Below are 22867 nucleotides of genomic sequence, written 5' to 3' on the forward strand. Positions count from 1 at the left end.
GGGCGTTGCCCGAGTCAACGGGGCTCTTTTTACAAGTACTCTCTCGCAAGTACTAACTTGTAGTATGCTCAGGCCGACGCAGGCGGGCCTCGCCGAGTCAGGACATCGTGGGCCGCTGGTACGCGAAGTAGGACATGCAATAACCGCGACAGACCCGAAAGGCGCTGGAGGGTAAAACGGATATGGCGTATTGGCCGCAGTGAAACTCGGCGGCGCTTCAACCAACCGCAGCGAGCACGCAGCACCGCGGGCACCATCAGGCAAACGGCCACGGCTCGTTCTGTCGAGCGCAACGCATCCGTCTGACTCAAGCTGGCGGGAAGCAGGCAGCTGACCAACAAGCCCGCCAGCCACCAGCGCGCTACGCCGTAGCGACGGTGGCGCCTCGACGTAGCGGCAGGCAAGACAGGAGGTGGCGACATGCTGTGGACTGACTCCCGAGCGTGCTAGGCTCTTCATCATGTGTAATTGCCGGAGCGTGGTTCTGACACGCCAACCGGGTGACATTCAGGGGATTCCCCCAGGAAGCAAGGCCATGAGTATAAAGGTTAAGCGTTCACGCGCACAGCCCATCTCCCGTCTCCTCGACAACTCGAGCGAACTGGGCCAGTTGATGCGCATCTCGCACATGCTCGAGCAGGCCCAACGTCATCTTCGCCTTCATCTTCCCGAGGAGATGCGAGAGCATGTCTTTGTCGGCGGCTATCGCCAAGGCCGTTTGACCGTGATCACCAACCGCGCAATCTGGCTCACCTGGTTGCGCTTCGAACAGACCAGGCTGCTGGAGCTTCTGCACCAATTGCACGGTTTCGAGTCGGTAATCGGCTTGAGTTTCAAGGTGCGTCCGGTGCGCCCGCCGAAACTCCCCGTACGCTACACACGCGAACTTCCTGACGAAGCCGGAGAGCTGTTGTCTCGCTGCGCCGAGGACGTGGATGACCCGAAGCTGAAAGATGCCCTGCAACGTCTTGCCGGCCACGCCAAGCGCGCAGTTCCCGAGCAATAGGTACCAGCTTCCCTCTATCTAGACATTACTCTCACGATACGTTGCGAGCGGCCAGATGCAAAACGGGCGCTGCCTGATGGCAACGCCCGCTCTTGATTGCAGAGAATACAATTTACGCCATGGCTGGCGCGGAGTAGGAAATCGGCGCGATCGCCTTCTCGTCCTCGAAAGTTACGATCTCGAAGGCCTCGGGTGTCGCCATCAACTGGCGGCACAGCTGATTATTGAGCGCATGCCCCGATTTTACGCCTCGGAACTCGCCAATCAGGCTGTATCCCAACTGGTAAAGATCGCCGATGGCGTCCAGCACCTTGTGCTTGACGAATTCATCGTCATATCGCAATCCGCCTTCGTTCACGATCCGGTAGTCGTCCACCACGATAGCGTTGTCCAGACTGCCGCCCAACGCCAGATTGTTGGAGCGTAGAAACTCCAAATCGCGCATGAAACCGAAAGTCCTGGCCCGCGACACTTCCTTGACGAAGGAGGTCGTGGAGAAATCGATGTTGGCCGTCTGCTTCTGCTGCGCGAAGACGGGATGATCGAAATCGATGGCAAACGAAACCTTGAACCCCTGATGCGGCAGGAAGGTGGCCTCCTTGTCTTCCTGGGTCACCACCACCTTCTGCTTGATACGGATGAATTTCTTGGGAGCGTCCTGCTCGGCGATACCGGCAGACTGAATCAGGAACACGAAGGGGCTGGCGCTGCCATCCATGATCGGCACTTCCGCCGCGCTGAGATCCACGTAGGCGTTATCGATGCCCAACCCCGCCAACGCGGACATGAGATGCTCGACCGTCGCCACCTTTACGCCTTGCCAGGAGAGTGCCGTACAGAGCGTAGTGTCCTCTACGAGCTCCGCTCGTGCCGGTACATGCACCATGGGGTCCAGATCGGTTCTGACGAAGACAATACCGGTATTGGCCGGTGCGGGCCGCAGGGCCAGATGCACTTTCTTGCCAGAATGCAGACCCACGCCAGTTGCGCGTATGACATTCTGAAGGGTGCGTTGTCGTATCATGGGCAGTAACCGGACTCTGGTGACGGTAAACGAAAAATTATCAAACAGTGTTCACTTTAACAGCAAACGGGCGCTTCAACAAAGAAAAACACCCGTTGGCTATTGCAATAGCGCTGCTTGCTTCAATCCGCCTGGCGACGCAAGAATGCGGGTATGTCCAGATAGTCGTCAGCCTCGGCGGCCCGTCGGTTTTCCGGCCGCGGCTTGGCGACCGGTTCAGGTGCTTCCGCCCGGGCAGTCGCTTGCTGGCGCATGACAGTCGGCTGCTGCAGCTTGCGGTAATCCGACGCTTCGGCGCTGGTTCGCCGGGCCGGCTCACGCGTAGCCGCCTTGGCCTGACGGCCATCCAGCCCCGCTGCCACCACGGTAACGCGCAACTCGTCGGACATTTCCATGTCGATGGAAGTCCCCACGACGATAGTGGCTTCCTGGGAGGCGAACTCCTGAACCGTGGCGCCGACATCGTTGAATTCACCGATGGAAAGATCCGGCCCAGCGGTGATGTTGACCAGAATGCCGCGCGCGCCATGGAGATCGATATCTTCCAGCAACGGACTGCGGATCGCCTTTTCGGCGGCCTCGCGCGCCCGGTTTTCTCCAGTCGCGCCACCGGTACCCATCATCGCCATGCCCATTTCCGACATCACGGTACGCACGTCGGCGAAGTCGACGTTGATGATCCCCGGGCTAGTTATCAGCTCCGCGATACCTTGCACGGCGCCAAGCAGCACGTCATTGGCGGCGCTGAACGCCGTCAACAGCGTGGCATTCTTGCCCAGCACCGAAAGCAGCTTTTCGTTGGGAATGGTGATCAGGGAGTCCACGTGCTCGGAGAGCTCCTTCATTCCCTCTTCCGCGGCACGCATGCGCTTGGGTCCTTCGAAGGGGAAGGGCCGCGTGACTACCGCTACCGTGAGAATGCCCAGCTCCTTGGCCACCTGGGCCACCACGGGAGCACCACCGGTTCCCGTACCGCCACCCATGCCGGCGGTAATGAAGACCATGTCGGCACCGCTCAGCAATTCGGCGATCCGATCCCGATCCTCCATTGCCGCCTGGCGCCCCACGTCGGGGTCGGCGCCCGCGCCCAGCCCTTTGGTAATCTCGCTACCCAGCTGCAGCACCGTCTTGGCGGAGACCCGCTTGAGCGCCTGGGCATCGGTGTTGGCACAAATGAACTCAACACCTTCGATACTACTTTCGACCATATGATTGACAGCGTTACCGCCACCGCCGCCAACGCCCACTACCTTGATGACCGCACTGCTCGAGGGTGCGTTATCTACCAATTCGAACATAAGCCCCGTCTCCTGAACCGCGATTGCGGCCCTGTCAGAAATTTCCTTTGAACCAGCCCTTGATTCTTGCCAGCGCCGTAATGCCGTCCCTGTCGTCGCGCCGGGAGACGTCATTGCGTCCCGGTGATGCCGAGATTACTCCCCCCTGGCCTTCACGGCCATGCCCATTTCGGGTTTCCTTGAGCGCATAATGTAACAAACCCACCCCGGTGGCATAAATCGGGTTGCGCACCACATCGGCAAGCCCTTTGACATTCTGTGGACAGGCGATGCGTACCGGCATGTGGAAAATCTCTTCCGCCAATTCCCCCACCCCTTCCATGCGTGAGGTTCCCCCGGTCAAGACAATACCGGCGGCGACCATATCCTCATACCCGCTGCGCCTCAGCTCATCGCGCACCAGGGTAAACAGCTCTTCGTAGCGTGGCTCGACCACCTCCGCCAGCGACTGCCGCGACAGGTCTCGCGCGGGGCGATCGCCGACGCTCGGAACCTTGATCATTTCATCGCTGGCGGCCAGCTGCGTCAGGGCACAGGCATACTTGACCTTGATCTCCTCGGCGTGCTGCGTGGGAGTTCGCAGCGCCATGGCGATATCATTGGTCACCTGGTCGCCGGCGATGGGGATCACTGCAGTATGGCGGATGGCACCTTCGGTGAATACGGCAATATCCGTGGTGCCGCCACCGATATCCACCATGCAGACACCCAACTCCCGTTCGTCCTCGGTCAGAACCGCCATGCTCGAGGCCAACTGCTCAAGGATGATGGCATCCACATCCAGGCCGCAGCGCCTGACGCATTTTTCGATATTCTGAACGGCATTGAGTGCGGCTGTAACCAGGTGCACCTGAGCTTCCAGACGCACACCCGACATGCCGAGCGGCTCGCGGATACCTCCCTGGGCATCGATGGAGAATTCCTGAGGCAGGACATGCAGCACGCGCTGCCCTTCGGAGATGGCGCGGGCTCGCGCCGAATCGATCACTCGATCGATATCCGAAGGAGTGACTTCGCGCTCTTTGATCGCCACGACGCCGTCAGAGTTCATTGAGCTGATATGACTGCCGGCCACGCCGACATAGACGGAATGAATATCACAACCGGCCATCAGTTCCGCTTCTTCCACCGCCCGCTGGATAGACAGCACGGTAGACTCGATATTGATGACCACGCCTCGTTTCATGCCGCGCGATGGGTGCGAGCCGATACCGGCAATTTCGATTCCACCATCGTCGGTGGGTTGACCGACGATCGCGACGACCTTGGACGTTCCGATGTCCAGCCCGACCACCATGTTGGATGCGCTGGGTGAGCCTGCCATGAGCCGGGTATTCTCCTTCTGGTTACGTCAAATAATGCCTGCTCTCGTCCGAGAGCGAACATGGTTTGTTATATGTCTTATGCTAAATGCGCAAGGTGGTTGGTTCTTCTATTAGCGACATTTCCCAATATTGGTATCTTCGATTACCGCTATTATCTGGAAGGCAACGTATCGAGAGGGTTTCATCCAGATTCGCGTATTAGTCTCGATTTCTCACGTCATGCTAAAACCTGACGTTAAAAACCTGGTAGAGATAATACCTTAGAAGCCTGAAAATATTTCCTAGTATAGGAACAATATATCTCTCACGCCTAGCCTAGCCCTACAATACTGGCCTAATAAAACAATTAAAACCCCATTTCAGGGATTTTCGGCGTTGGCGATCACTTACATGATTCACCTCAGAACGCATCTTTCGCTATCCAACAAACGCGATTCTCAAGGTTCGGCCTGTTCGAATTCACTTTCACCATGCCAGGCTACCGCTACACCATTGGGATAACGCAAATCGACGTAACGGATCAGCTCGGCCTGCTGGTGAAGTTCCCTCTGCCATGACGCCACCAGACGAGCCAGGCGCACCTCGTGCTGACGACGTCCGAGCATTACCCAAGCACTATCATTGAGCTGAAAACGCCATGCTCCCCTTGGCTCCAGACGCAGCTGGGTCAGTTCCAGAGAAAGGGCATCAAAGCGTGGAACAAGACGCCGATAGTAATTCAGCACTTCTCTGCCGCTGCCCGCCGGGCCGGCTAGATCACGAAGTTGAGACGGTGCTTCAAGCGGCGCAAAGGCAAACGCCTCGCCCTCGGTATTGAGCAGGAAATCATCGTTCCAGCGCGCCACCGGTTCCTGTTCGACCAATTCGAAAGCCAGCGTATTGGGCCACTCACGGGCTACTCGAACCTCGTGCAGCCAGCCAATCTTCAGCGCTTGGTCACGAATCTCACCCAGATCCGCCGACAGCCAGGTAGTGCCCTGAATCAAGGGAGCCAGCTGGGTACGCAGGTAGTCCGCACTGACATATTCCCACTCACCGCGAATGGAGACTCGCTCGATGGGCCGGTCTAGCCACAACCACAGGGCTCTCCCCCCCGCGATCAGCACCAGTCCCAACAGTAATATTCCCCACCACGCCCCGCGCCGTGTCATTGCGCTTTCTGCTTCCCGGCGGTAGCCAGCACTCGCGCTACAAGGCTGTCGAAATCGATGCCGGCATGGGCCGCTGCCTGGGGAACCAGGCTATGATCGGTCATGCCCGGCACGGTATTGACCTCCAGCAGCCAGAAGCGCCCGGCCTGGTCGCGCATCACATCGACGCGCCCCCACCCCTCACCGCCTATGGCGATAAAAGCCTCGTGACACAGATGCGCGAGCTCAGCCTCCTGGGCGGTATCCAGCCCGCAGGGAAGGTGGTATTGCGTGGTATCGGTCATGTACTTGGCTTCGTAGTCATAAAAGCCGCCCGGCACTTCCACACGGATAGCGGGCAAGGCCTGTCCATCCAGCAAGGCTACGGTGTACTCCTCGCCCTCGATAAAGCGTTCCGCCATGACCCTGGCATCGAAGCGGGCGGCTTCGTGATAAGCCGCCTCGAGTGCCGCCCGGCTTTCGACGATACTGATGCCCAGCGTCGAGCCCTCATGCACCGGCTTGACGATCAGGGGCAGGCCCAGCGTTTCCACGACGGCGGTCCAATCGGCATCATCACTCAGCATGATGCTTTCGGGTGTGGGCAAGCCCAGGGCGTGCCATACGAGCTTGGTCCGCTGCTTGTCCATGCCCAGCGCCGAGGCCAGTACACCGCTGCCGGTGTAGGGAATGTTCAACAACTCAAGCGCCCCCTGCAAGGTGCCATCCTCGCCTCCCCGGCCGTGCAGGGCGATGAAGACAACATCGGGAGCCAGCGCTTCGAGCCCGACCAGGCCACGCTCGGCGGGGTCATACCCCTGCGCCGATACACCACCACGCTGCAACGCGGCAAGCACCGCCGTTCCGCTCTTGAGCGAAACATCGCGTTCGGCGGAGTCCCCGCCGTAAACCACGACAACTTTACCCATCTTGTCTCCGTTATTGCTGCTGGAAACCATCTCGCTCACAGCGTCACCTCATCGAAAGCCAGTCGCGCCTGGGCAAGACGTAGCGCGATGCCACCCACGTCCCCGGCCCCCTGGGTAATCAAGATATCACCCGGCCGCAGCACCTTGGCCAACAGCGCGGGCAGCTCCTGCTTGTCCTTGACGAATAACGGGTCCACTTCCCCGCGTTGACGGATCGAGCCCGCCAGCGTATGTCCTTCAGCGCCGGGGATGAGTGCCTCGCCGGCACTGTAGACATCGAGAAGAACCAGGGTGTCCACGCCGGAAAGCACCCGGACGAAATCCTCGTACAGGTCGCGGGTCCGGGTATAACGATGAGGCTGGTACATCATCACCAGCCGACGCTCCGGCCACCCCGCGCGTATCGCCTTGATCACCATCTCCACTTCGCGGGGGTGATGGCCGTAATCGTCGACCAGCATGATCTCACCCGCCCCTTCGGGGGCGGGGAAGTCACCGTGAACCTGGAAACGGCGACCGACACCGGCAAAATTCGCCAGGCCGCGCAGGATCGCCGAGTCACTGACCCCGGCATCCAGCGCCACCACGATGGCGGCCATGGCATTCAAGGCATTGTGTCGCCCGGGCATGGCCAGTTTCACCTCAAGCGGCTCTGCTTCCCCGGGTCGCAGGGCGGTGAAGCGCACTTCTCCCTGGCGCTGGTGAAAGTCGACGATGCGATAGTCGGCATCTTCAGCAAAACCGTAGGTAACGAACTGACGCTTGACCTGCTCGCGCAGTCCACGCACGTGGCTGTCATCGATACACAGCACGGCCAGGCCGTAAAATGGCAAGTTGTGTAGAAACTCGATGAACGTGGACTTCAGCCTCTCGAAGTCCCCGCCGTAGGTTGCCATGTGGTCCGCATCGATATTGGTCACGATCGATACCATGGGCTGAAGGTGTAGAAAGGAGGCGTCGGATTCATCCGCTTCCGCCACCAGGTAGTCGCCTTCTCCCAGCCGGGCATTGGTGCCAGCGCTGGTCAACTTGCCGCCGATCACGAACGTCGGGTCGAGCCCTCCTTCGGCCAGCAGCGTGGCGGTCAAGCTGGTAGTGGTCGTCTTGCCGTGGGTTCCGGCCACGGCGATGCCGTGACGAAAACGCATCAGCTCCGCCAGCATTTCCGCACGGCGCACGACGGGAATACGATGCTCGTGAGCCCAGCGTATCTCGGGATTGTCCGGGTCGACGGCTGTGGAAACCACCACGACATCGGCGCCGGTCACGTTCTGCTGCGCATGCCCCAGAGCGACACTGACACCACACTCGCGCAGGCGCTGCAGCACGGGCGAATCCTTGACGTCACTACCACTGACGCTATAGCCCTGGTTGGCCAGCACTTCAGCAATACCGCACATCCCGGCCCCGCCGATACCGACGAAATGCAGCCGTCTAATACGACGCATGCCGGGCCCTTGGGGCGGGATTACCGCATGTGGTGAAAGCGGCTTGCTCGAGGACTCGGTCACGCTGTATCTCCTTGGAAAGCTATCGTCATGCACCCTTCCGCCAGACGCTGCGTGGCGTCCAGCCGGGCGGCACCGCGGGCATTGGCCGCCATGCTCTCCAGCGTCTCGGGATGCAACAGTTCTGCGAGCCGCTCGCTCAACAGCCGTGTGGTGAGCTCTGCCTGTACCAGGCACTGGGCGGCGTCGGCCTTCACCAGCACCTCGGCATTGACTCGCTGATGGTCGTCCACCGCATGAGGAAAGGGAATCAGCAACGACGGCTTGGCCGCCGCCGCCAGCTCGGCTACCGTCAAGGCCCCTGCTCGGCATACCACCAGGTCCGCCCAGTCATAGGCTTGCGCCATGTCGTCGATGAAAGGGGTCACCTCGGCCGCGACTTGGGCGGCGCGGTAGTTGGCTTGCGTTTCGGCTTCCTTGTCACGCCCGGCCTGGTGGCGAACTTCGGGGCGCAACGCCTCGGGCAGTTCGCTCAGGGCCTGGGGAATGCGACTATTGAGTGCCTGGGCACCTAGCGAGCCCCCTACTACCAGCATTCGCAAGGCGCGCTCTCGCATGGCAGAAGCCAGACGCGGCGCCTCGCCCAGCGCAGCGATTTCATCGCGTACCGGATTGCCGATCACCTCGGCCCGCGAGCCGAAGGCTTCGGGAAACGCGGCGTAGGTCTTGCGTGCCAGGCGTGACAACACGCGATTGGTCAGTCCGGCTACGGCATTCTGCTCATGGATTACCAGGGGTACGCCGCTGAGCCTCGCGGCAAGCCCGCCCGGGCCACTGGCAAACCCGCCCAGGCCGACAACCAACTGCGGGTCGAGCTCGCTGATGATGCGTCGCGCCTGACCAATGGCACGCGACAGGTTCAGCGGCATGGCCAGCCATCTCTTGGCGCCGTTGCCACGCAAACCGCTCACGGCAATCGTGTGCAGCGGGATACCCGCTTCGGGAACCAGGCGATTCTCGATACCCCGCGGGCTGCCCAGCCACTCGACCATCACTCCTTGAGCTGACAGCGCCTTGGCCAATGATAGGGCTGGGACAACATGGCCACCGGTGCCACCTGCCATTATCAGGATTCGTCGACGCTGCGTATCGCTCACTCATCACTCCTTGGTTATCGATTCGGCGCGAAACGCGGTTCACGACGCGCCTTGTACGGCGTCGAAGCCTGCCTTGGCTTACTGCGGGTTTCTATATCGGCCCGCAGCAGCAGGCCGATCATCAGGCCCGTAACCAGCAGACTCGAGCCTCCATAGCTGATCAGCGGCAGGGTCAGGCCTTTTGTCGGCAACAAGCCGGCACTGACCGCCATATTGATGAACGCCTGCGCCGCAATGATGAAACCTATGCCGTAGCTCATGTAGGAGGCAAAGAGGTGCCCGGCCAATTCCGCTCGCCGCCCCACTAACATGGCGCGTACGATCAGCAGTCCGAACAGCAGCACCACCGTGATGGCGCCCAGCATACCCAGCTCCTCCGCTACCACGGCGAAGATGAAGTCGGTATGAGCTTCGGGCAGGTAGTGCAATTTCTGCACGCTATTGCCCAGCCCCATGCCGGTGACATGGCCGCGACCGAAGGCGATCAGGGCCTGGGTCAGCTGGTAACCGGTTGCGAACTGGTCCGCCCAAGGATCGAGAAAACTGGTCCAGCGGGCCAGGCGATACGGCTCGTGAGCCACCATCAGCACAGCTCCGGCAGTCAACAGGCTGCCACTGCCCAGCAGAAGGACTATCGAGGCCCCGGCCATCAACAACATGCCGATAACGCAGACACTGAAGACCACCATGCCACCGAAATCGGGCGCCAGAAAGAGCAAGCCTGCAGGCACGGCCAACACCGCCAGGGGACGCCATAGGCTGAAGGCGCGCCGGCGCAGATCGTAGGCAAAGCGCGCCATGAAGGCGGCCATGTAGAATATCAGCCCCAGTTTGGCGAATTCCGATACCTGCAGGCTCGGCAATGGCCCCGGCAAGGCAATCCAGCGCTTACTGCCATTGATCTCTTGACCGATAATCAGCACCAATACCAGCAAGGCGATGCTGATCAGCAGCAATAAGGCGGCATTCTGACGCCACAATTCCAGCGGTACACTCAAGGCAAAGAGCGTCGCGCCCAGCGCCAGCAGCAGAAAGATGCCATGGCGTATGCTGTAATGATAATTGTCTTCCAGCAACCCGATGGACGCGGAACTGACCATTACCCAACCCAGACAGGCCAGCGCAGCCGCCGCCAGCACCAGCCATATATCACACACCAAACCCTTGGTGGACAACACCTGCCGTAGTCGATGCAAGCGACTCATCGCGCCTCCTGCCGCGCGGTGACCGCGGCGCCAGCCTCGAGCACCCAGCGTCTGAAGGCATCACCGCGCGCCTGGTAATTGGGGAATTGATCGAGGCTGGCACAGGCCGGGGACAGCAGCACGCAATCGCCGGGGCGAGCCAGTTCGTAGGCGGCCTGCATGGCCTGGGCCATGTCGTCCACCTGCGATACGCGAATGCGAGGGGAAAGTACATCAAAAAGACGCGGGGCATCCTGGCCGAACACCAGCACCTGGCGCGCGCAACGCGCCAGAGGCTCCACCAGGGGCTGAAAATCCGCGCCCTTGCCCACTCCCCCGGCCAGCAGGATGAGCTTGCCGTCGAGGTTGGCGCCGATTCCCTCGATGGCCGCCAAGGTGGCACCGACATTGGTTCCCTTGGAATCGTTGATCCAGGTGACACCGGCAATATGGGCTATCACTTCACTGCGGTGCGCCAATCCGGCGAACTCCTCAAGCACCTTAAGCATGGCATCGCGCTTGAAGCCAAGTGCGTTGCCCATGGCCAATGCCGCCATGGCATTGGCCTGGTTATGTCGACCAGGCATTTTCAGGCGCTCCACCGCCAGCCAGGGTTCCTTGCCATGCTGAAGCCATTGCCGACCGTTTGCGTCCCGGGCCACGCCCCATTCCCGCTCTCCCGGCTCGCGCAAGGTAAACATCTCCTGGCATGCAAGGTCTGGTTGCGGCCAGGTAAGCGGGTCATCGGCATTGACCACGGCATGGCGGGCACCACGAAATATGGCCGCCTTGGCGTCACGGTAAGCCGTCATGTCGCCATGTCGATCCAGATGATCTTCACATAAATTGAGAAACGCCACGCTGGCCGCCCCCAGCCATGAGGTCGTTTCCAACTGAAAGCTGGAAAGCTCAAGGATGAATAGTTCGGCGCCCGGCACTTGCACCAATAAATCCAGGGCGGGCGTTCCCAGGTTGCCGCCTACCGCTGCATTGATACCTGAAGCATGGGCCATTTCGCCCAGCAAGGTGGTAACCGTTGATTTGGCATTCGAGCCGGTAATCGCGGCAATCGGCGCCTTGGCTGCACGTACGAACAGGGTGATTTCGCCTACCAGCCGCGGCTCTCCGGTAGCGGGATTGATTTCGCCAGCAAGGCTATCCAGTCCCGGCGTCATGGGATCGACTCCGGGACTCATCACCACCTCTTCGGCATCGGTGAGGTCCAGTTCAAGAAAAGGACCGCAATGCACCGTCACCCCCGGATGTGCCGTCTGAAAATCCTCCAGCCCCGGCGGAGATACGCGGCTGTCGGCCACCATGTACGGGACGCCCTCGCGTTGAAGGTGACGGCAAATGGCACGTCCGGAAATTCCCAGGCCAATCACCAGCGTGAATCCTTTTGGCACCTTGCTCATCGACACGCTTTCACCCTCTCATACAGGAACAAGTCACCGATTCGCTCTCTTAACGCAGCTTGAGGGTTGCCAGGCCCAGCAGTACCAGCACCACAGTGATAATCCAGAAGCGCACGATCACCCGAGGCTCCGGCCAACCCTTGAGCTCATAATGGTGATGCAGCGGTGCCATGCGGAAGATACGCCGCCCTGTCATCTTGTAGGAAGCCACCTGGAGTATTACCGAGACGGTTTCCAGAACGAATACGCCCCCCATGATGAACAACACGATTTCCTGGCGCACGATGACAGCTACCACTCCCAGGGCGGCACCCAACGCCAGCGCGCCCACGTCTCCCATGAAAACCTGGGCAGGATAGGTGTTGAACCATAGAAATCCCAATCCGGCGCCGGCGATGGTGGCACAGAAAACCGCCAACTCGCCTGCCCCGGGGATAAACGGGATATGCAGATAACCGGCAAACACGGTGTTGCCGCTGGCATAGGCGAACACCGACAATCCCATGGCCACCAGAACCGTCGGCATGATGGCCAGACCGTCCAGTCCATCGGTGAGGTTGACCGCATTGGAGCTGCCGACAATGACGAAATAGGACAGGACGATATAAAACAACCCCAACGGCAGGACCACTTCCTTGAGCATGGGAATCAACAAGCTGGTCTCGACCGGGCTTGCTGCAGTGAGGTACAAGATGGTGGCGGCGCCCAGACCGACCACCGACTGCCAGAAATACTTCCAGCGGGCCGGTAACCCTCTAGGATTTTTCTCCACCACCTTGCGATAGTCATCCACCCAACCGATGGCACCAAAGCCCAGTGTGACCCCGAGAACCACCCACACATAGTGATTGGTCAGATCGCCCCAGATCAGGGTACTGAAGGCAATCGCCAGCAGGATCATCACTCCGCCCATGGTCGGGGTTCCGGCCTTGGAAAGATGCGACTGGGGCCCGTCATCGCGTATCGCCTGGCCGATCTGCCCTTCGACCAGGCGCCGAATTACCCATGGCCCAAGCCAGAGGCACACCAACAAGGCGGTCAAGGCGCCGAGAATGATACGCAGGGTCAAGTAGTGAAAGACCTGGAAACCGGTCTGGAACTGGGTCAGAAAATTCGCCAAAAAAAGTAACATGAACGGCGTTTACCTTGGTTCATCCGTACGCAGGGCAGAAACGACAGCTTCCATTCCTGCACTGCGCGATCCCTTGACCAACACACTGGCCCCGGACGGCAACGAGTTAATAAGATGGCGCACAAGCGCCGCGTGATCGTCAAAATGCTGGGCTGCCGGCCCGAAGGCCTGCGCCGCCGGCCGGGCGGCTTCCCCTATCGTAAACAGCCGCTCGATATCGAGCTCCCTTGCCCGCCGGCCGACCTCGGCATGCAGCGAAGCCGAGGCCTCACCCAGCTCGCCCATCGCGCCCAGGGCACACCAATGCGGGCCGGGCAACTCGGCGAGGGTCTCCAGGGCAGCGTGCATGGCGCCGGGATTGGCGTTATAGGTATCGTCCAGCAGCCGTGTACCGCGCACCCCGGATACCACGCATAAACGCCCGGGCAGTGTTGTTACCGACCCCAGGCGCTCCACCAATCGCTTACCGTCCAGGCCCAGCGCCAAGGCGGCTGCGGCTGCGGCCAGGGCATTGCTGACATTGTGGCGGCCCAACAGGGGCAACGTGACTCGACCCAGCTCGACACCTTCCGCCACCAAGGTGAAAGCATACCGTCCCGAGGCATCACAAGAAAGCGCATTGGCCGTGACCATGGCGTCATTGTTCAGGCCGAAGCTGCAAACCTTGCGCGGCGCTGCCAGGCTCTTCCATGTGGTGAAATAGGCATCATCGCTGTTAAGGACCGCCAGGCCATCCGCGGCCAAGCCACCCAATATCTCGGCCTTGGCCTGAGCGATTCTGCCCATGCCGCCGAATTCACCGACATGGGCGCCGGTGACATTGGTAATGACTGCCACTTGGGGCAAGGCTAGTGCCGTGGTCCAGGCGATTTCTCCCAGATGATTGGCTCCCAGCTCCACTACCGCGGCCCGATGCTCGTCGGACAACCGCAGCAGGGTCAGCGGCGCGCCGATATCATTGTTCAGATTACCCTCGGTGGCGAGAACCTGCTGGCGTCCTCCCAGCAGGTGCGCGAGGATCTCCTTTACCGTCGTCTTGCCGCTGTTCCCGGTAATGGCGACCAGCTTCTTCCCCCAGGCTCGGCGCTGCTCTCGCGCCAGCAAGCCCAGAGCCAGCCGGGTGTCGCTGCACAGCAGCTGCGGTAGCGGATCATCGACCTTGCGACTGACCACGGCGGCGGCGGCTCCTGCCTCGCGAGCCTGGGCAAGAAACTCATGGCCATCGAAACGCTCTCCCTCGAGCGCCACGAAAAGCGCACCGGGACTAAGTCGTCGGGTGTCGGTGACGATGGAATTGAGCGCCACATCATGTGAAGTAAGTGTCTCGCCCAAGGCTTGACTGGCCCGGGCCAGCGTCCAATTCATCATGATCCGTCGCGCTCCGCCAGCGCTCGGCCGACACTGGCATGATCGGAAAACGGGTGACGCACCCCAGCGATCTCCTGATAGGCTTCGTGCCCCTTGCCCGCAATCAACACAACATCGTTGGCGGCTGCCTGGGCCACTACCTGGGCAATGGCCAGTTCACGCCCTTCGACCGACTGGACCCGCTTGCGCCCCTCGGTAGTGAATCCGCTCATGATCTGCTCGCGGATTTGCCCGGCCGGTTCATTGCGCGGGTTGTCGTCCGTCACGACGATATGCTCGGCGTATCGCTCGGCCACCTTCGCCATTTCGGCGCGCTTGCCCGTATCGCGATCACCGCCGCAACCGAATACGCACCACAGTGCCCCCTGGCTGCCTAAGTGAGCGCGCAGCGCTATCAGGGCATTTTCCAGTGCCGCAGGCGTATGGGCATAATCGATCACCACCCCGGGCGCCTGGGGCTGCTGGATTAATTGCATGCGACCGGGTACGGGCTCCAGCTGCTTTGCCGCTTCCACCAGTGGCATCAGGGGCTCGCCCAGGCCATACAGGGTAGCCATGGCCAGCAGCACGTTATCCAGATTGAAGCGTCCCATCAGCCCGAGTTCCAGCACCACCTCGCCCTCGGGGGTGGCGACCATGGCCTGCTGGCCCTGGCCGTGCGGCTGCCAGTCCAGAACTCTCAACGTCACGGCTTCGTCCTCACCCGTCGCCAGCACCCTGACATCGTCATGGCATCCCGCCAGCATCAGCCGTGCCAGAGGGTCCTGACCATTGACCACCGCCAGCTCCAGCTCGCTGCGGCGAAACAGCCTGGCCTTGGCGGCGGCATAGGCCGCCATGCTGCCGTGATAATCGAGATGATCGCGGGAGAGGTTGGTAAAAACTGCGGCCTTGACCCGAGTACCATCCAGCCGGTCCTGATCCAGAGCATGGGAGGAAGCTTCCACAGCAACACGGCGAACTCCCCCCGCCGCAAACTCACCCAGCGATGCTTGCAATGCCAGCGGGCCGGGAGTGGTCAGCCCCGAGTCCACCAGCGCCCCCGGCCTGCCGTTTCCTAGCGTGCCGATCAAGCCTGCCGGGGTGTTCAGCAGCTCGCTCAGGGCGGCAAGGTAGTGAGTGACCGAGCTCTTGCCGTTGGTTCCGGTGACGGCAATAACCTCAAGCGAAGCGGGAACGGCGTAGAGATCACGCCCCAGCTCTCCCAGCCGCTGTGCCAGGTAAGGCAGCACGATGAGGCGCGGGTCAACGGAGGGCATTTCCTCACCCTCTCGCGCATGTGCCAGCACCAGGGACGCGCCGCTCTCGAGCGCCTCGACGATATAGTCGCGGCCATCCGCCAGGCTGCCGGGCACCGCCACGAAGACGTCACCCGGCCGCAGCCGACGGGAATCAGTCACCAGCGAGACTCTGTCTTCATTAGGCGTGACATCGTGGGGCAAGCGCACCTGCGGCCACAACCTCTTCAGCACGGTAATCAGTTCGTCGAATCTTGGCGACATGGGTTCTCCTTCAACCGGGCAGGTCACTGCGTATCTTGATCCGGGGGGACGTCGAGCAATCGCAAGGCATTGCCGGTGACGCTGGAAAAGACCGGGGCCGCAACCGCTCCGCCATAGAAATCGCCGGCCTTGGGATGGTCGATCATCACCACCGTCACGATGCGCGGGTCCGATATCGGAGCGATACCCACGAACACGCTGCGATAGGCGTTTTCGGCATAACCACTGCTACCGGTCTTACGCACCGTGCCGGTCTTGCCGCCCACCCGGTAACCCTCTACCCGGGCGCGCCGCCCCCCGGAACCAGCCCCGACCGAGGTCTCCAGTATCCGCAGCAGGTCGTTGGCGACTCGGGGTTCGATAGCCGGTATCCCCGGCGGAGGCTCTGCCAGGCGTAGCAACGAGGGAGGGAGCCGCTGGCCCTGATTCGCCAGAGCGGTGTAGGCACTAGCCAATTGCAAGGCCGATGCGGATAGTCCATAGCCGTAGGAGAGCGCCGCCCGCTCACTACGCGACCAGCGCACCGGTGTGGGCAAGCTGCCGCTGGCCTCGCCGGGGAACCCCGTACCGGGAGCCTGCCCGAGCCCCAGGGCGTTGTACTTGTCCCAGACGGCCGTATCCGAGAGTTCGAGCACAAGTCGCGACATACCGATATTGGACGATTTTTCCAGAATTCCCGCCAGGTCCAACTCACCGTAATTGCGAATATCGCGAATGGTGTATTGGTCGATTCGCATCCAGCCGGGAGACGTATCCACTACCACGTCACGATCGAAGTGCCCGCTCTCGAGTATCGCCGCCATCGCCAACGGCTTGGTCACCGACCCCGGCTCGAACACATCGACGATCGCCTGGTTGCGCAGACCTCGCGGGTCCAGACCGGCCCGGTTATTGGGGTTGTAGGAAGGTTGGTTGGCCATGGCCAGAACCTCGCCGGTGCGCGCATCCATCATTACCAGACTGCCGCCATCGGCTTCGTGTTCGGCGACTGCCGAGCGTAGTTCTCGATAGGCCATGTACTGCAAACGCTGATCGATGGAGAGGGTCAGCTCTCCACCCGGACGGGCGGATGTGACGACACCGAGATCGCGAACCAGTCGCCCGCGCCGATCCTTGATCACTCGCCGCTGCCCAGGGTGACCGGCCAGGTAGGCTTGATAAGCCAGTTCCACACCTTCCTGGCCGCTATCGTCCACATTGGTCACCCCCAGCAACTGTGCTGCCACTTCTCCCGCCGGATAGTAGCGCTTGTATTCATGCTGGGCATAGACCCCGGGAGTGCGCAGATCGAGGATCCGCTGGGCATCGTCGGGTGTCATCTGACGGCGCAGGTACATGAACTCCCGTTCGCGGTAGCGCTCCACCCTCGCCGCGAACTCATCCACCGACAATCCCAGCGCCTGGGCCAGCATGACTCGCTGTATCCCGTCATCGGGCAGATCCTGAGGGTTCGCCCACAATGTTACCACCGGCGTCGAGATCGCCAGCGGTTCGCCGTTGCGGTCGGTGATCATGCCTCGGTGGGCGGGAATGGCTTCGTGGCGCAACGTACGGGCGTCTCCCTGGCTCTGCAGGAAGGGACGATCAATCACTTGGAGCAAGGTAACCCGCCCCAGCAGCAACGTCATGGCCACGGCAATCATGAAAAACATCAAACCGATACGCCATTTGCCCAGCGGAGGAGCAATTGGTGCCTGGCGAGAGGAAACGCCGCGACGGGGAGTGCTCATGGCCGGATGACCTCGACATCATCCACATCGGGAAGTCGCATGTTCAAGCGTTCGGTGGCGACCTGTTCGATTCGTGCGGGAGAAGACCAGGCGCCCTCTTCCAGCAATAATTGGCCCCACTCGGTATCCAGCTGGTTTCGCTCCAGCTCCAGTTTCTGCAACTGGGCGAACTGATCACGAGTCATGTGCGTGAAGGTAACCACTGCCAAAGCGGAGGCCAGACAGCCCGCTATCAAGACCAGGACCAATACCCCCCAGAGGCTCGGACGCAGCTTGAACGGCCAGCGGGCATTCAACAAGGCCAATATACGGGGGGAAGGAAAAGCAACCATTATCCACGCCTCATGCCAACTTGCGCGCCGCTCGCATTACCGCGCTGCGCGCGCGCGGGTTGGCTTCGACTTCCTCGCTACTGGGCCGTTGCCCCTTGCCCAGCGACTCGAGGCGGCGGTTAAGCTGGTCATCGCGTACCGGCACGCCGCGAGGCAAATGCGTATCGCCGCGCACATGATGGCGGATAAAGCGTTTTACCATGCGGTCTTCCAGAGAGTGAAAACTGATCACCACCAGGTGCCCCCCCGGTGCCAGTGCCTCCAGCGCCGCTTCCAGTGCCGCCTCGAGTTGCTCGAGCTCGCCATTGAGATAAATTCGCAGCCCCTGAAAAGCCTTGGTCGCGGGATGGCGCCCTTTCTCCCAGGCTGGGTGCGCGGCCTTGAGCACCTCTGCCAGGTCCACGGTACGGTTAAAGGGTCGCTCCACGCGACGTGTTACCACGGCACGCGCCAGGCGCTTGCCGAAACGCTCCTCTCCATAGGTCTTGAACACATGCGCGATATCCGCCTCGCTGGCCTTGGCGAGGAACTCCGCAGCACTCTGGCCCTGACTGGGGTCCATGCGCATATCCAGCGGCCCATCGCGCATGAAACTGAAACCGCGTTCGGGATCGTCCAATTGCGGCGAGGAAACGCCGATATCGAGCAGGATGCCGGACAACTTTCCGTTCACCCCTTGGCGTTCGGCAAAATCACCCAGCCGGGCGAAATCCAGCTGCGCGATGGTAAAGCGAGGGTCATCCAGCTTGGCGGCCTCGGCGATGGCATGGGGATCGCGATCCATCGCCAGCAAGTGTCCTTCGGGTGCCAACCTGGCGAGGATGGCCCGTGAATGCCCACCACGGCCGAAGGTGCCATCCAGGTAGACGCCTTTTGGGGCATGCACCAACGCATCAACGGCGCCATCCAGCAAAACACTGGCATGGCGAAAATCGGAAATAACCGGTTTGGCATCGGATGCAGGCATGCATTTTCCATGAGTTGAGCGTGGCTACCTGAGCCAGCGCCCTGTATGTGTGGGGGAGTCGGCCGATAAGCCGGGTTCTGTCGTGGACAGCCATTCCTCTAGGCGCTGCGTTACCACAGCGCTCAAGCAACCTACCCGGACCCAGCGCGGGCCACGCCATCGGGTCCCTATTTGGTCTTGCTCCGAGTGGGGTTTACCATGCCACGCACTGTTGCCAGGCGCGCGGTGCGCTCTTACCGCACCCTTTCACCCTTACCGGCCCCGAAGGGCTTAGGCGGTCTACTCTCTGCTGCACTTTCCGTCGGCTCGCGCCGCCCAGGCGTTACCTGGCACTCTGCCCTATGGAGCCCGGACTTTCCTCCCCCGAACGCACTTGATGCGCGTCGGCGGCGACTGTCTGGCCAACTCCGGCGGCAAGCATACCAGCGCCCCGCGCTGGCCTCAATGCTCGCCTTTGATTGCTTGTAAACGGGCATACCAGACCTGCTTGCGGCCGCCCAGCAGGCGTGCCGCCACCGCCGCCCCCTGCTTGACGCCAACTCCCTCGTCGAGCAGCGCCTGGAGCAAAGTATCGGCGGAAATATCCGCCCCTTCTTCGGTGGACACGGCCGGACTGCCTTGCACCATTACCACGAATTCCCCACGCGCCTGATTGGGATCATCGGCCAATGTGGCCAGCAGCGCTTCGGCACTTCCCTGCAGGAAGGTTTCAAACGTCTTGGTCAATTCGCGAGCCAGCACCACAGGCCGCGCGCTAAAGACATCCTGCAATGCCTCCAGCGTGGCATGTATGCGATGGGGAGATTCGTAGAAAACCAATGTCTCCTCACGCTCCTTCCACTGCTCCAGCTGCTGACGGCGAGCGCCCTGCTTGGCCGGCAGAAAACCACAGAACATGAAGCGATCCGTCGGCAGACCCGCTGCACTCAACGCCACGGTCAGGGCACAGGCGCCAGGGAGCGGCACGATACGACGGCGACGCTCACGCAGCTCGCGGACCAACACGAATCCCGGATCGCTGATCAGCGGCGTGCCGGCATCGCTGATCAGGGCGACCTGCTCACCAGCCGCCAACCTGGCGTCCAGCTCCTCGATGCGGCGCGATTCGTTATGTTCATGCAGCGATACCATGGGCGTCTTAATGCCAAGATGAGCCAATAGCCTGGCGCTGTGGCGCGTATCTTCGGCTGCGATCAGATCGACTTCCGCCAGGACGCGCGCCGCTCGCGGCGTCAAATCGTCCAGATTCCCAATCGGCGTGGCAACCACGTACAATGTTCCCACATTCATGTCTGTCATCATGGCTCCCGATTTGTTGATGGATAGCACGGACGGTGCGCTATGCTTGAGCAGTGGCTCACGACTAGGTGACTTACGACAAAGCGTAAATGGGACAAGGAAGGATACATGAAACACACTATTCGTGGCCTGCTGGCCGCTACCATCACGACGCTGCTGCTGGCGGGTTGCGCCTACCAGCCTCCCACCCAGGTGGACCGCGCGCCCGAGCGAGACGCCGGCCAACTCCTGCAACAAGCGTCTCAGCAAGCGCCGGCCGAGGCCGCCAGAACACGCCTGGAAGCCGCCGAAATACTGGCTCGCCAAGGCGAGCGCAGCCAAGCCTATGAAACCGCCGATGCCATCGATGAATCCGAACTTGGTGAAAACGATCGGGTTCGCTGGGCCGTGCTGTTTTCCGAACTCGCCCGGGGCGAGGAGGAGCCACGCAACGTATTGCGTGCCACTCAGGTACTGGACGCCGAACTCTCCATGACCGCTGAGCAACAGCGAGCCCTTACCGAGCGGCAGCGCTGGGCTCGGGATACGCTCGATCGCCCCGACCCCGAACTGCTGGCATTGCCGGAACTGGAGGGTAAGGAACTACGCAATATCGCCGTCTTTCTGCCCCAATCGGGGCCACTCTCGAGCGTGGCGGAAACCCTCACCACTGCCATCCGGCGTCACCACGAGATCAGCGGCACAGGCACCCGACTCAGCTTCTACGACAGCAGCCGGGAAGATCTCGATGCGCTTTATGACCGCGCCCGGCAGCAAGGCGCCCAACTAGTACTGGGCCCGCTGGACAAGGATAAGGTAAGCCAGCTGGAACAGCGTGATAACGTCCCCCTGCCCACGCTCGCCCTGAACTATGGCAGTGGCGACTACAACCAGGCGCGTCGACTCTTCCAGTACGGCTTGTCGGCGGAAGATGAAGCGCGCCAGGCGGCTCGGCGCGCATGGCAGGATGGCCATCGCCAGGCAGCGCTCATGGTGCCTGACAACGACTGGGGTCGCCGTGTGGGAGAAGCGTATTGGGAGCAGTGGAGCGAACAAGGCGGTGACATCACCAACGCCGTACGCTACAACCCGGACAATGCCGTTACCGCCGCGGTACGCACCGCCCTCAATGTTAGCGGTGAACGCGCTCGACTCGACAATATCGACACACTGTTCCTGCTGGCTCTCCCCGACTACGCCCGCCAGATCCCACCGACCCTGGATTACTATTACGCCCAGGGGCTGCCGGTCTATGCCACATCTCACCTTCACGAAGGCCCGTTGCAACCACGGCTAGACAAGGATCTCGATGGCATCATGTTCATCGACATTCCGTGGCTGATTCCAGATGCCGCCGTGGGCGGTGAAGAAGCCCTCCCTTTCTACCCGAGCTACCAGCGTCTTAGCGACGAGGCCGACGGCTCGATGCTCCGTCTGATGGCCATGGGAGTCGATGCCTACGAAATCGCCTTCGCCCTTGCCGACCTGTCGCAGCTGGAGCAGGGAGTCCAGGGCAGCACCGGCGTCTTGCGCGCAGGTTCCGATGGTCGCATTCGTCGTGAACTGCCTTGGGCCAAGTTCGAGAATGGTGTCCCGCGCCCGATTCTCGCTCCCGGATTGATGGGTGACGAATAACTCCCGAACCGCACGAGCACGCGGCTCAGCCATCGAGCGGGTCGCAGCCCAATGGCTCGGCCACCAGGGACTGACCCTGGTGGCAAGAAATCAATATGCCAAGGGCGGCGAGCTTGACCTGGTGATGCGAGACGGCGATGTTCTGGTCTTTGTCGAGGTCAAACATCGCCTCGATACGCGTCACGGTCATCCGCTGGAAACCATAACGCCAGCGAAGCAGCAACGCCTGGTTCGCACGGCGCGTTTTTATCTGGCGCGCAACGGGATATCATGTCCCTGCCGCTTCGATGTCCTGGCCGTTATCGGCTCTCCGCCCGACCTAGAATTCACTTGGGTGAAGGCGGCCTTCGAAGCGTACTGACCCCTCCGGACCAGGAAGCCGCATGGATTTTCAGACACGCATACTCGGACATTTCAACGCCAGCATCGACACCAAGACCTACGCCAGTGAAGTCTTGCCGCCTTTCATTGAGGTGGCCAGTCAGATGATGGTGCATAGCCTAGTGAACGAGGGCAAGATACTTGCCTGCGGCAACGGTGGCAGCGCCGGCGATAGCCAGCACTTCTCGTCAGAACTGCTCAACCGCTTCGAGCGTGAGCGCCCCAGCCTCCCGGCTCTCGCACTCACCACCGATACGTCGACTCTGACCTCGATTGCCAACGATTACAGTTACAACGACGTCTTCTCCAAGCAGATCAGGGCCCTGGGTCAACCGGGGGATATCCTGCTGGCCATATCCACCAGCGGCAATTCCGCCAATGTCATTCAGGCCATCCAGGCGGCGCATGATCGCGAAATGAGCGTGGTAGCGCTTACCGGCAGGGACGGCGGCAACATGGCATCGCTGCTGGGCCAGGATGATTGTGAAATACGCGTCCCCGCGACCTCCACGGCACGTATCCAGGAAGTCCATCTACTGGTCATTCATTGCCTTTGCGACTTGATCGATGAACAGATATTCGGCGCGATGGAATAACCTGGGCCACACTATCGACCCGTGTTAACC

General features: G+C 61.1%; 21 protein-coding genes and 1 other RNA gene. 4 read left to right on the top strand and 18 right to left on the bottom strand.

Annotated features, from left to right (window positions below):
- Window positions 1-68: 68 nt before the first annotated feature.
- Window positions 69-422, bottom strand: coding sequence for a hypothetical protein (locus tag R5M92_RS06730; RefSeq protein ID WP_346798824.1), 354 nt, complete (start codon window positions 420-422; stop codon window positions 69-71).
- Between the two features lie 113 nt (window positions 423-535).
- On the opposite strand from R5M92_RS06730, the gene R5M92_RS06735 reads away from it, so the two are divergent.
- The gene (locus R5M92_RS06735) at window positions 536-1006 is read left to right on the top strand and encodes a DUF721 domain-containing protein (RefSeq protein ID WP_346798825.1); all 471 of its coding nucleotides are present in this window, start codon (window positions 536-538) and stop codon (window positions 1004-1006) included.
- Between the two features lie 112 nt (window positions 1007-1118).
- Here the strand turns inward: R5M92_RS06735 and lpxC are convergent, their stop codons facing one another.
- The 17 genes from lpxC to rsmI form a co-directional block, all read right to left on the bottom strand.
- Entirely contained in the window at window positions 1119-2030 is a 912-nt protein-coding gene (lpxC, locus tag R5M92_RS06740) for a UDP-3-O-acyl-N-acetylglucosamine deacetylase (protein WP_346798827.1), read from the bottom strand.
- A gap of 122 nt (window positions 2031-2152) precedes the next feature.
- Window positions 2153-3328, bottom strand: a complete 1176-nt coding sequence (gene ftsZ / locus R5M92_RS06745; RefSeq protein WP_346798829.1) for a cell division protein FtsZ — start codon at window positions 3326-3328, stop codon at window positions 2153-2155.
- A 34-nt stretch (window positions 3329-3362) separates the two neighbouring features.
- Window positions 3363-4652, bottom strand: a complete 1290-nt coding sequence (gene ftsA / locus R5M92_RS06750) for a cell division protein FtsA (RefSeq protein ID WP_346798830.1) — start codon at window positions 4650-4652, stop codon at window positions 3363-3365.
- A 438-nt stretch (window positions 4653-5090) separates the two neighbouring features.
- Window positions 5091-5804: a cell division protein FtsQ/DivIB gene (locus R5M92_RS06755; RefSeq protein ID WP_346798832.1), complete on the bottom strand. Its 714-nt coding sequence runs from the start codon at window positions 5802-5804 to the stop codon at window positions 5091-5093.
- Entirely contained in the window at window positions 5801-6712 is a 912-nt protein-coding gene (locus tag R5M92_RS06760) for a D-alanine--D-alanine ligase (protein ID WP_346798834.1), read from the bottom strand. The genes R5M92_RS06755 and R5M92_RS06760 overlap by 4 nt, the downstream gene beginning before the upstream one ends.
- A gap of 35 nt (window positions 6713-6747) precedes the next feature.
- Window positions 6748-8160: a UDP-N-acetylmuramate--L-alanine ligase gene (murC, locus tag R5M92_RS06765; RefSeq protein WP_346799283.1), complete on the bottom strand. Its 1413-nt coding sequence runs from the start codon at window positions 8158-8160 to the stop codon at window positions 6748-6750.
- Between the two features lie 59 nt (window positions 8161-8219).
- Window positions 8220-9317 (bottom strand): undecaprenyldiphospho-muramoylpentapeptide beta-N-acetylglucosaminyltransferase, encoded by a 1098-nt coding sequence (murG, locus tag R5M92_RS06770; protein WP_346798836.1) that lies wholly within the window; start codon window positions 9315-9317, stop codon window positions 8220-8222.
- Window positions 9318-9331: 14 nt separating this feature from the next.
- The gene (ftsW, locus tag R5M92_RS06775) at window positions 9332-10522 is read right to left on the bottom strand and encodes a putative lipid II flippase FtsW (protein ID WP_346798837.1); all 1191 of its coding nucleotides are present in this window, start codon (window positions 10520-10522) and stop codon (window positions 9332-9334) included.
- Window positions 10519-11916, bottom strand: a complete 1398-nt coding sequence (murD, locus tag R5M92_RS06780) for a UDP-N-acetylmuramoyl-L-alanine--D-glutamate ligase (RefSeq protein ID WP_346798839.1) — start codon at window positions 11914-11916, stop codon at window positions 10519-10521. The genes ftsW and murD overlap by 4 nt, the downstream gene beginning before the upstream one ends.
- A 49-nt stretch (window positions 11917-11965) precedes the next feature.
- The gene (mraY, locus tag R5M92_RS06785; RefSeq protein WP_346798840.1) at window positions 11966-13048 is read right to left on the bottom strand and encodes a phospho-N-acetylmuramoyl-pentapeptide-transferase; all 1083 of its coding nucleotides are present in this window, start codon (window positions 13046-13048) and stop codon (window positions 11966-11968) included.
- Between the two features lie 9 nt (window positions 13049-13057).
- On the bottom strand, window positions 13058-14413 hold the full coding sequence (locus R5M92_RS06790; protein ID WP_346799285.1) for a UDP-N-acetylmuramoyl-tripeptide--D-alanyl-D-alanine ligase: 1356 nt from the start codon (window positions 14411-14413) through the stop codon (window positions 13058-13060).
- Window positions 14413-15918 (bottom strand): UDP-N-acetylmuramoyl-L-alanyl-D-glutamate--2,6-diaminopimelate ligase, encoded by a 1506-nt coding sequence (locus R5M92_RS06795; protein ID WP_346798842.1) that lies wholly within the window; start codon window positions 15916-15918, stop codon window positions 14413-14415. Before R5M92_RS06795 ends, R5M92_RS06790 begins: the two co-directional genes overlap by 1 nt.
- 23 nt (window positions 15919-15941) lie before the next feature.
- Window positions 15942-17648 (bottom strand): peptidoglycan D,D-transpeptidase FtsI family protein, encoded by a 1707-nt coding sequence (locus R5M92_RS06800; RefSeq protein ID WP_346798844.1) that lies wholly within the window; start codon window positions 17646-17648, stop codon window positions 15942-15944.
- Complete coding sequence (gene ftsL / locus R5M92_RS06805) at window positions 17645-17980, bottom strand: cell division protein FtsL (RefSeq protein WP_346798845.1); 336 nt, start codon at window positions 17978-17980, stop codon at window positions 17645-17647. Before ftsL ends, R5M92_RS06800 begins: the two co-directional genes overlap by 4 nt.
- 10 nt (window positions 17981-17990) lie before the next feature.
- Complete coding sequence (gene rsmH / locus R5M92_RS06810; RefSeq protein ID WP_346798847.1) at window positions 17991-18947, bottom strand: 16S rRNA (cytosine(1402)-N(4))-methyltransferase RsmH; 957 nt, start codon at window positions 18945-18947, stop codon at window positions 17991-17993.
- Window positions 18948-18997: 50 nt separating this feature from the next.
- Window positions 18998-19356, bottom strand: an RNA gene (rnpB, locus tag R5M92_RS06815) — RNase P RNA component class A.
- 32 nt (window positions 19357-19388) lie between these two features.
- A complete protein-coding gene (rsmI, locus tag R5M92_RS06820; RefSeq protein ID WP_346798849.1) occupies window positions 19389-20246 on the bottom strand; it encodes a 16S rRNA (cytidine(1402)-2'-O)-methyltransferase in 858 nt (285 codons plus the stop codon).
- A gap of 108 nt (window positions 20247-20354) precedes the next feature.
- Between rsmI and R5M92_RS06825 the strand changes: the two genes are divergently transcribed.
- Genes R5M92_RS06825 through R5M92_RS06835 form a run of 3 tightly spaced genes read left to right on the top strand, consistent with a single transcriptional unit; the run spans window position 20355 to window position 22837 of the window.
- On the top strand, window positions 20355-21860 hold the full coding sequence (locus tag R5M92_RS06825) for a penicillin-binding protein activator (protein WP_346798851.1): 1506 nt from the start codon (window positions 20355-20357) through the stop codon (window positions 21858-21860).
- Window positions 21850-22221: a YraN family protein gene (locus R5M92_RS06830; RefSeq protein WP_346798853.1), complete on the top strand. Its 372-nt coding sequence runs from the start codon at window positions 21850-21852 to the stop codon at window positions 22219-22221. Before R5M92_RS06825 ends, R5M92_RS06830 begins: the two co-directional genes overlap by 11 nt.
- Before the next feature lie 22 nt (window positions 22222-22243).
- Window positions 22244-22837 (top strand): phosphoheptose isomerase, encoded by a 594-nt coding sequence (locus R5M92_RS06835; RefSeq protein ID WP_346798855.1) that lies wholly within the window; start codon window positions 22244-22246, stop codon window positions 22835-22837.
- Window positions 22838-22867 lie beyond the last annotated feature (30 nt).

It is taken from the genome of Halomonas sp. Bachu 37 (assembly GCF_039691755.1).
GTDB lineage: Bacteria > Pseudomonadota > Gammaproteobacteria > Pseudomonadales > Halomonadaceae > Vreelandella > Vreelandella kashgarensis.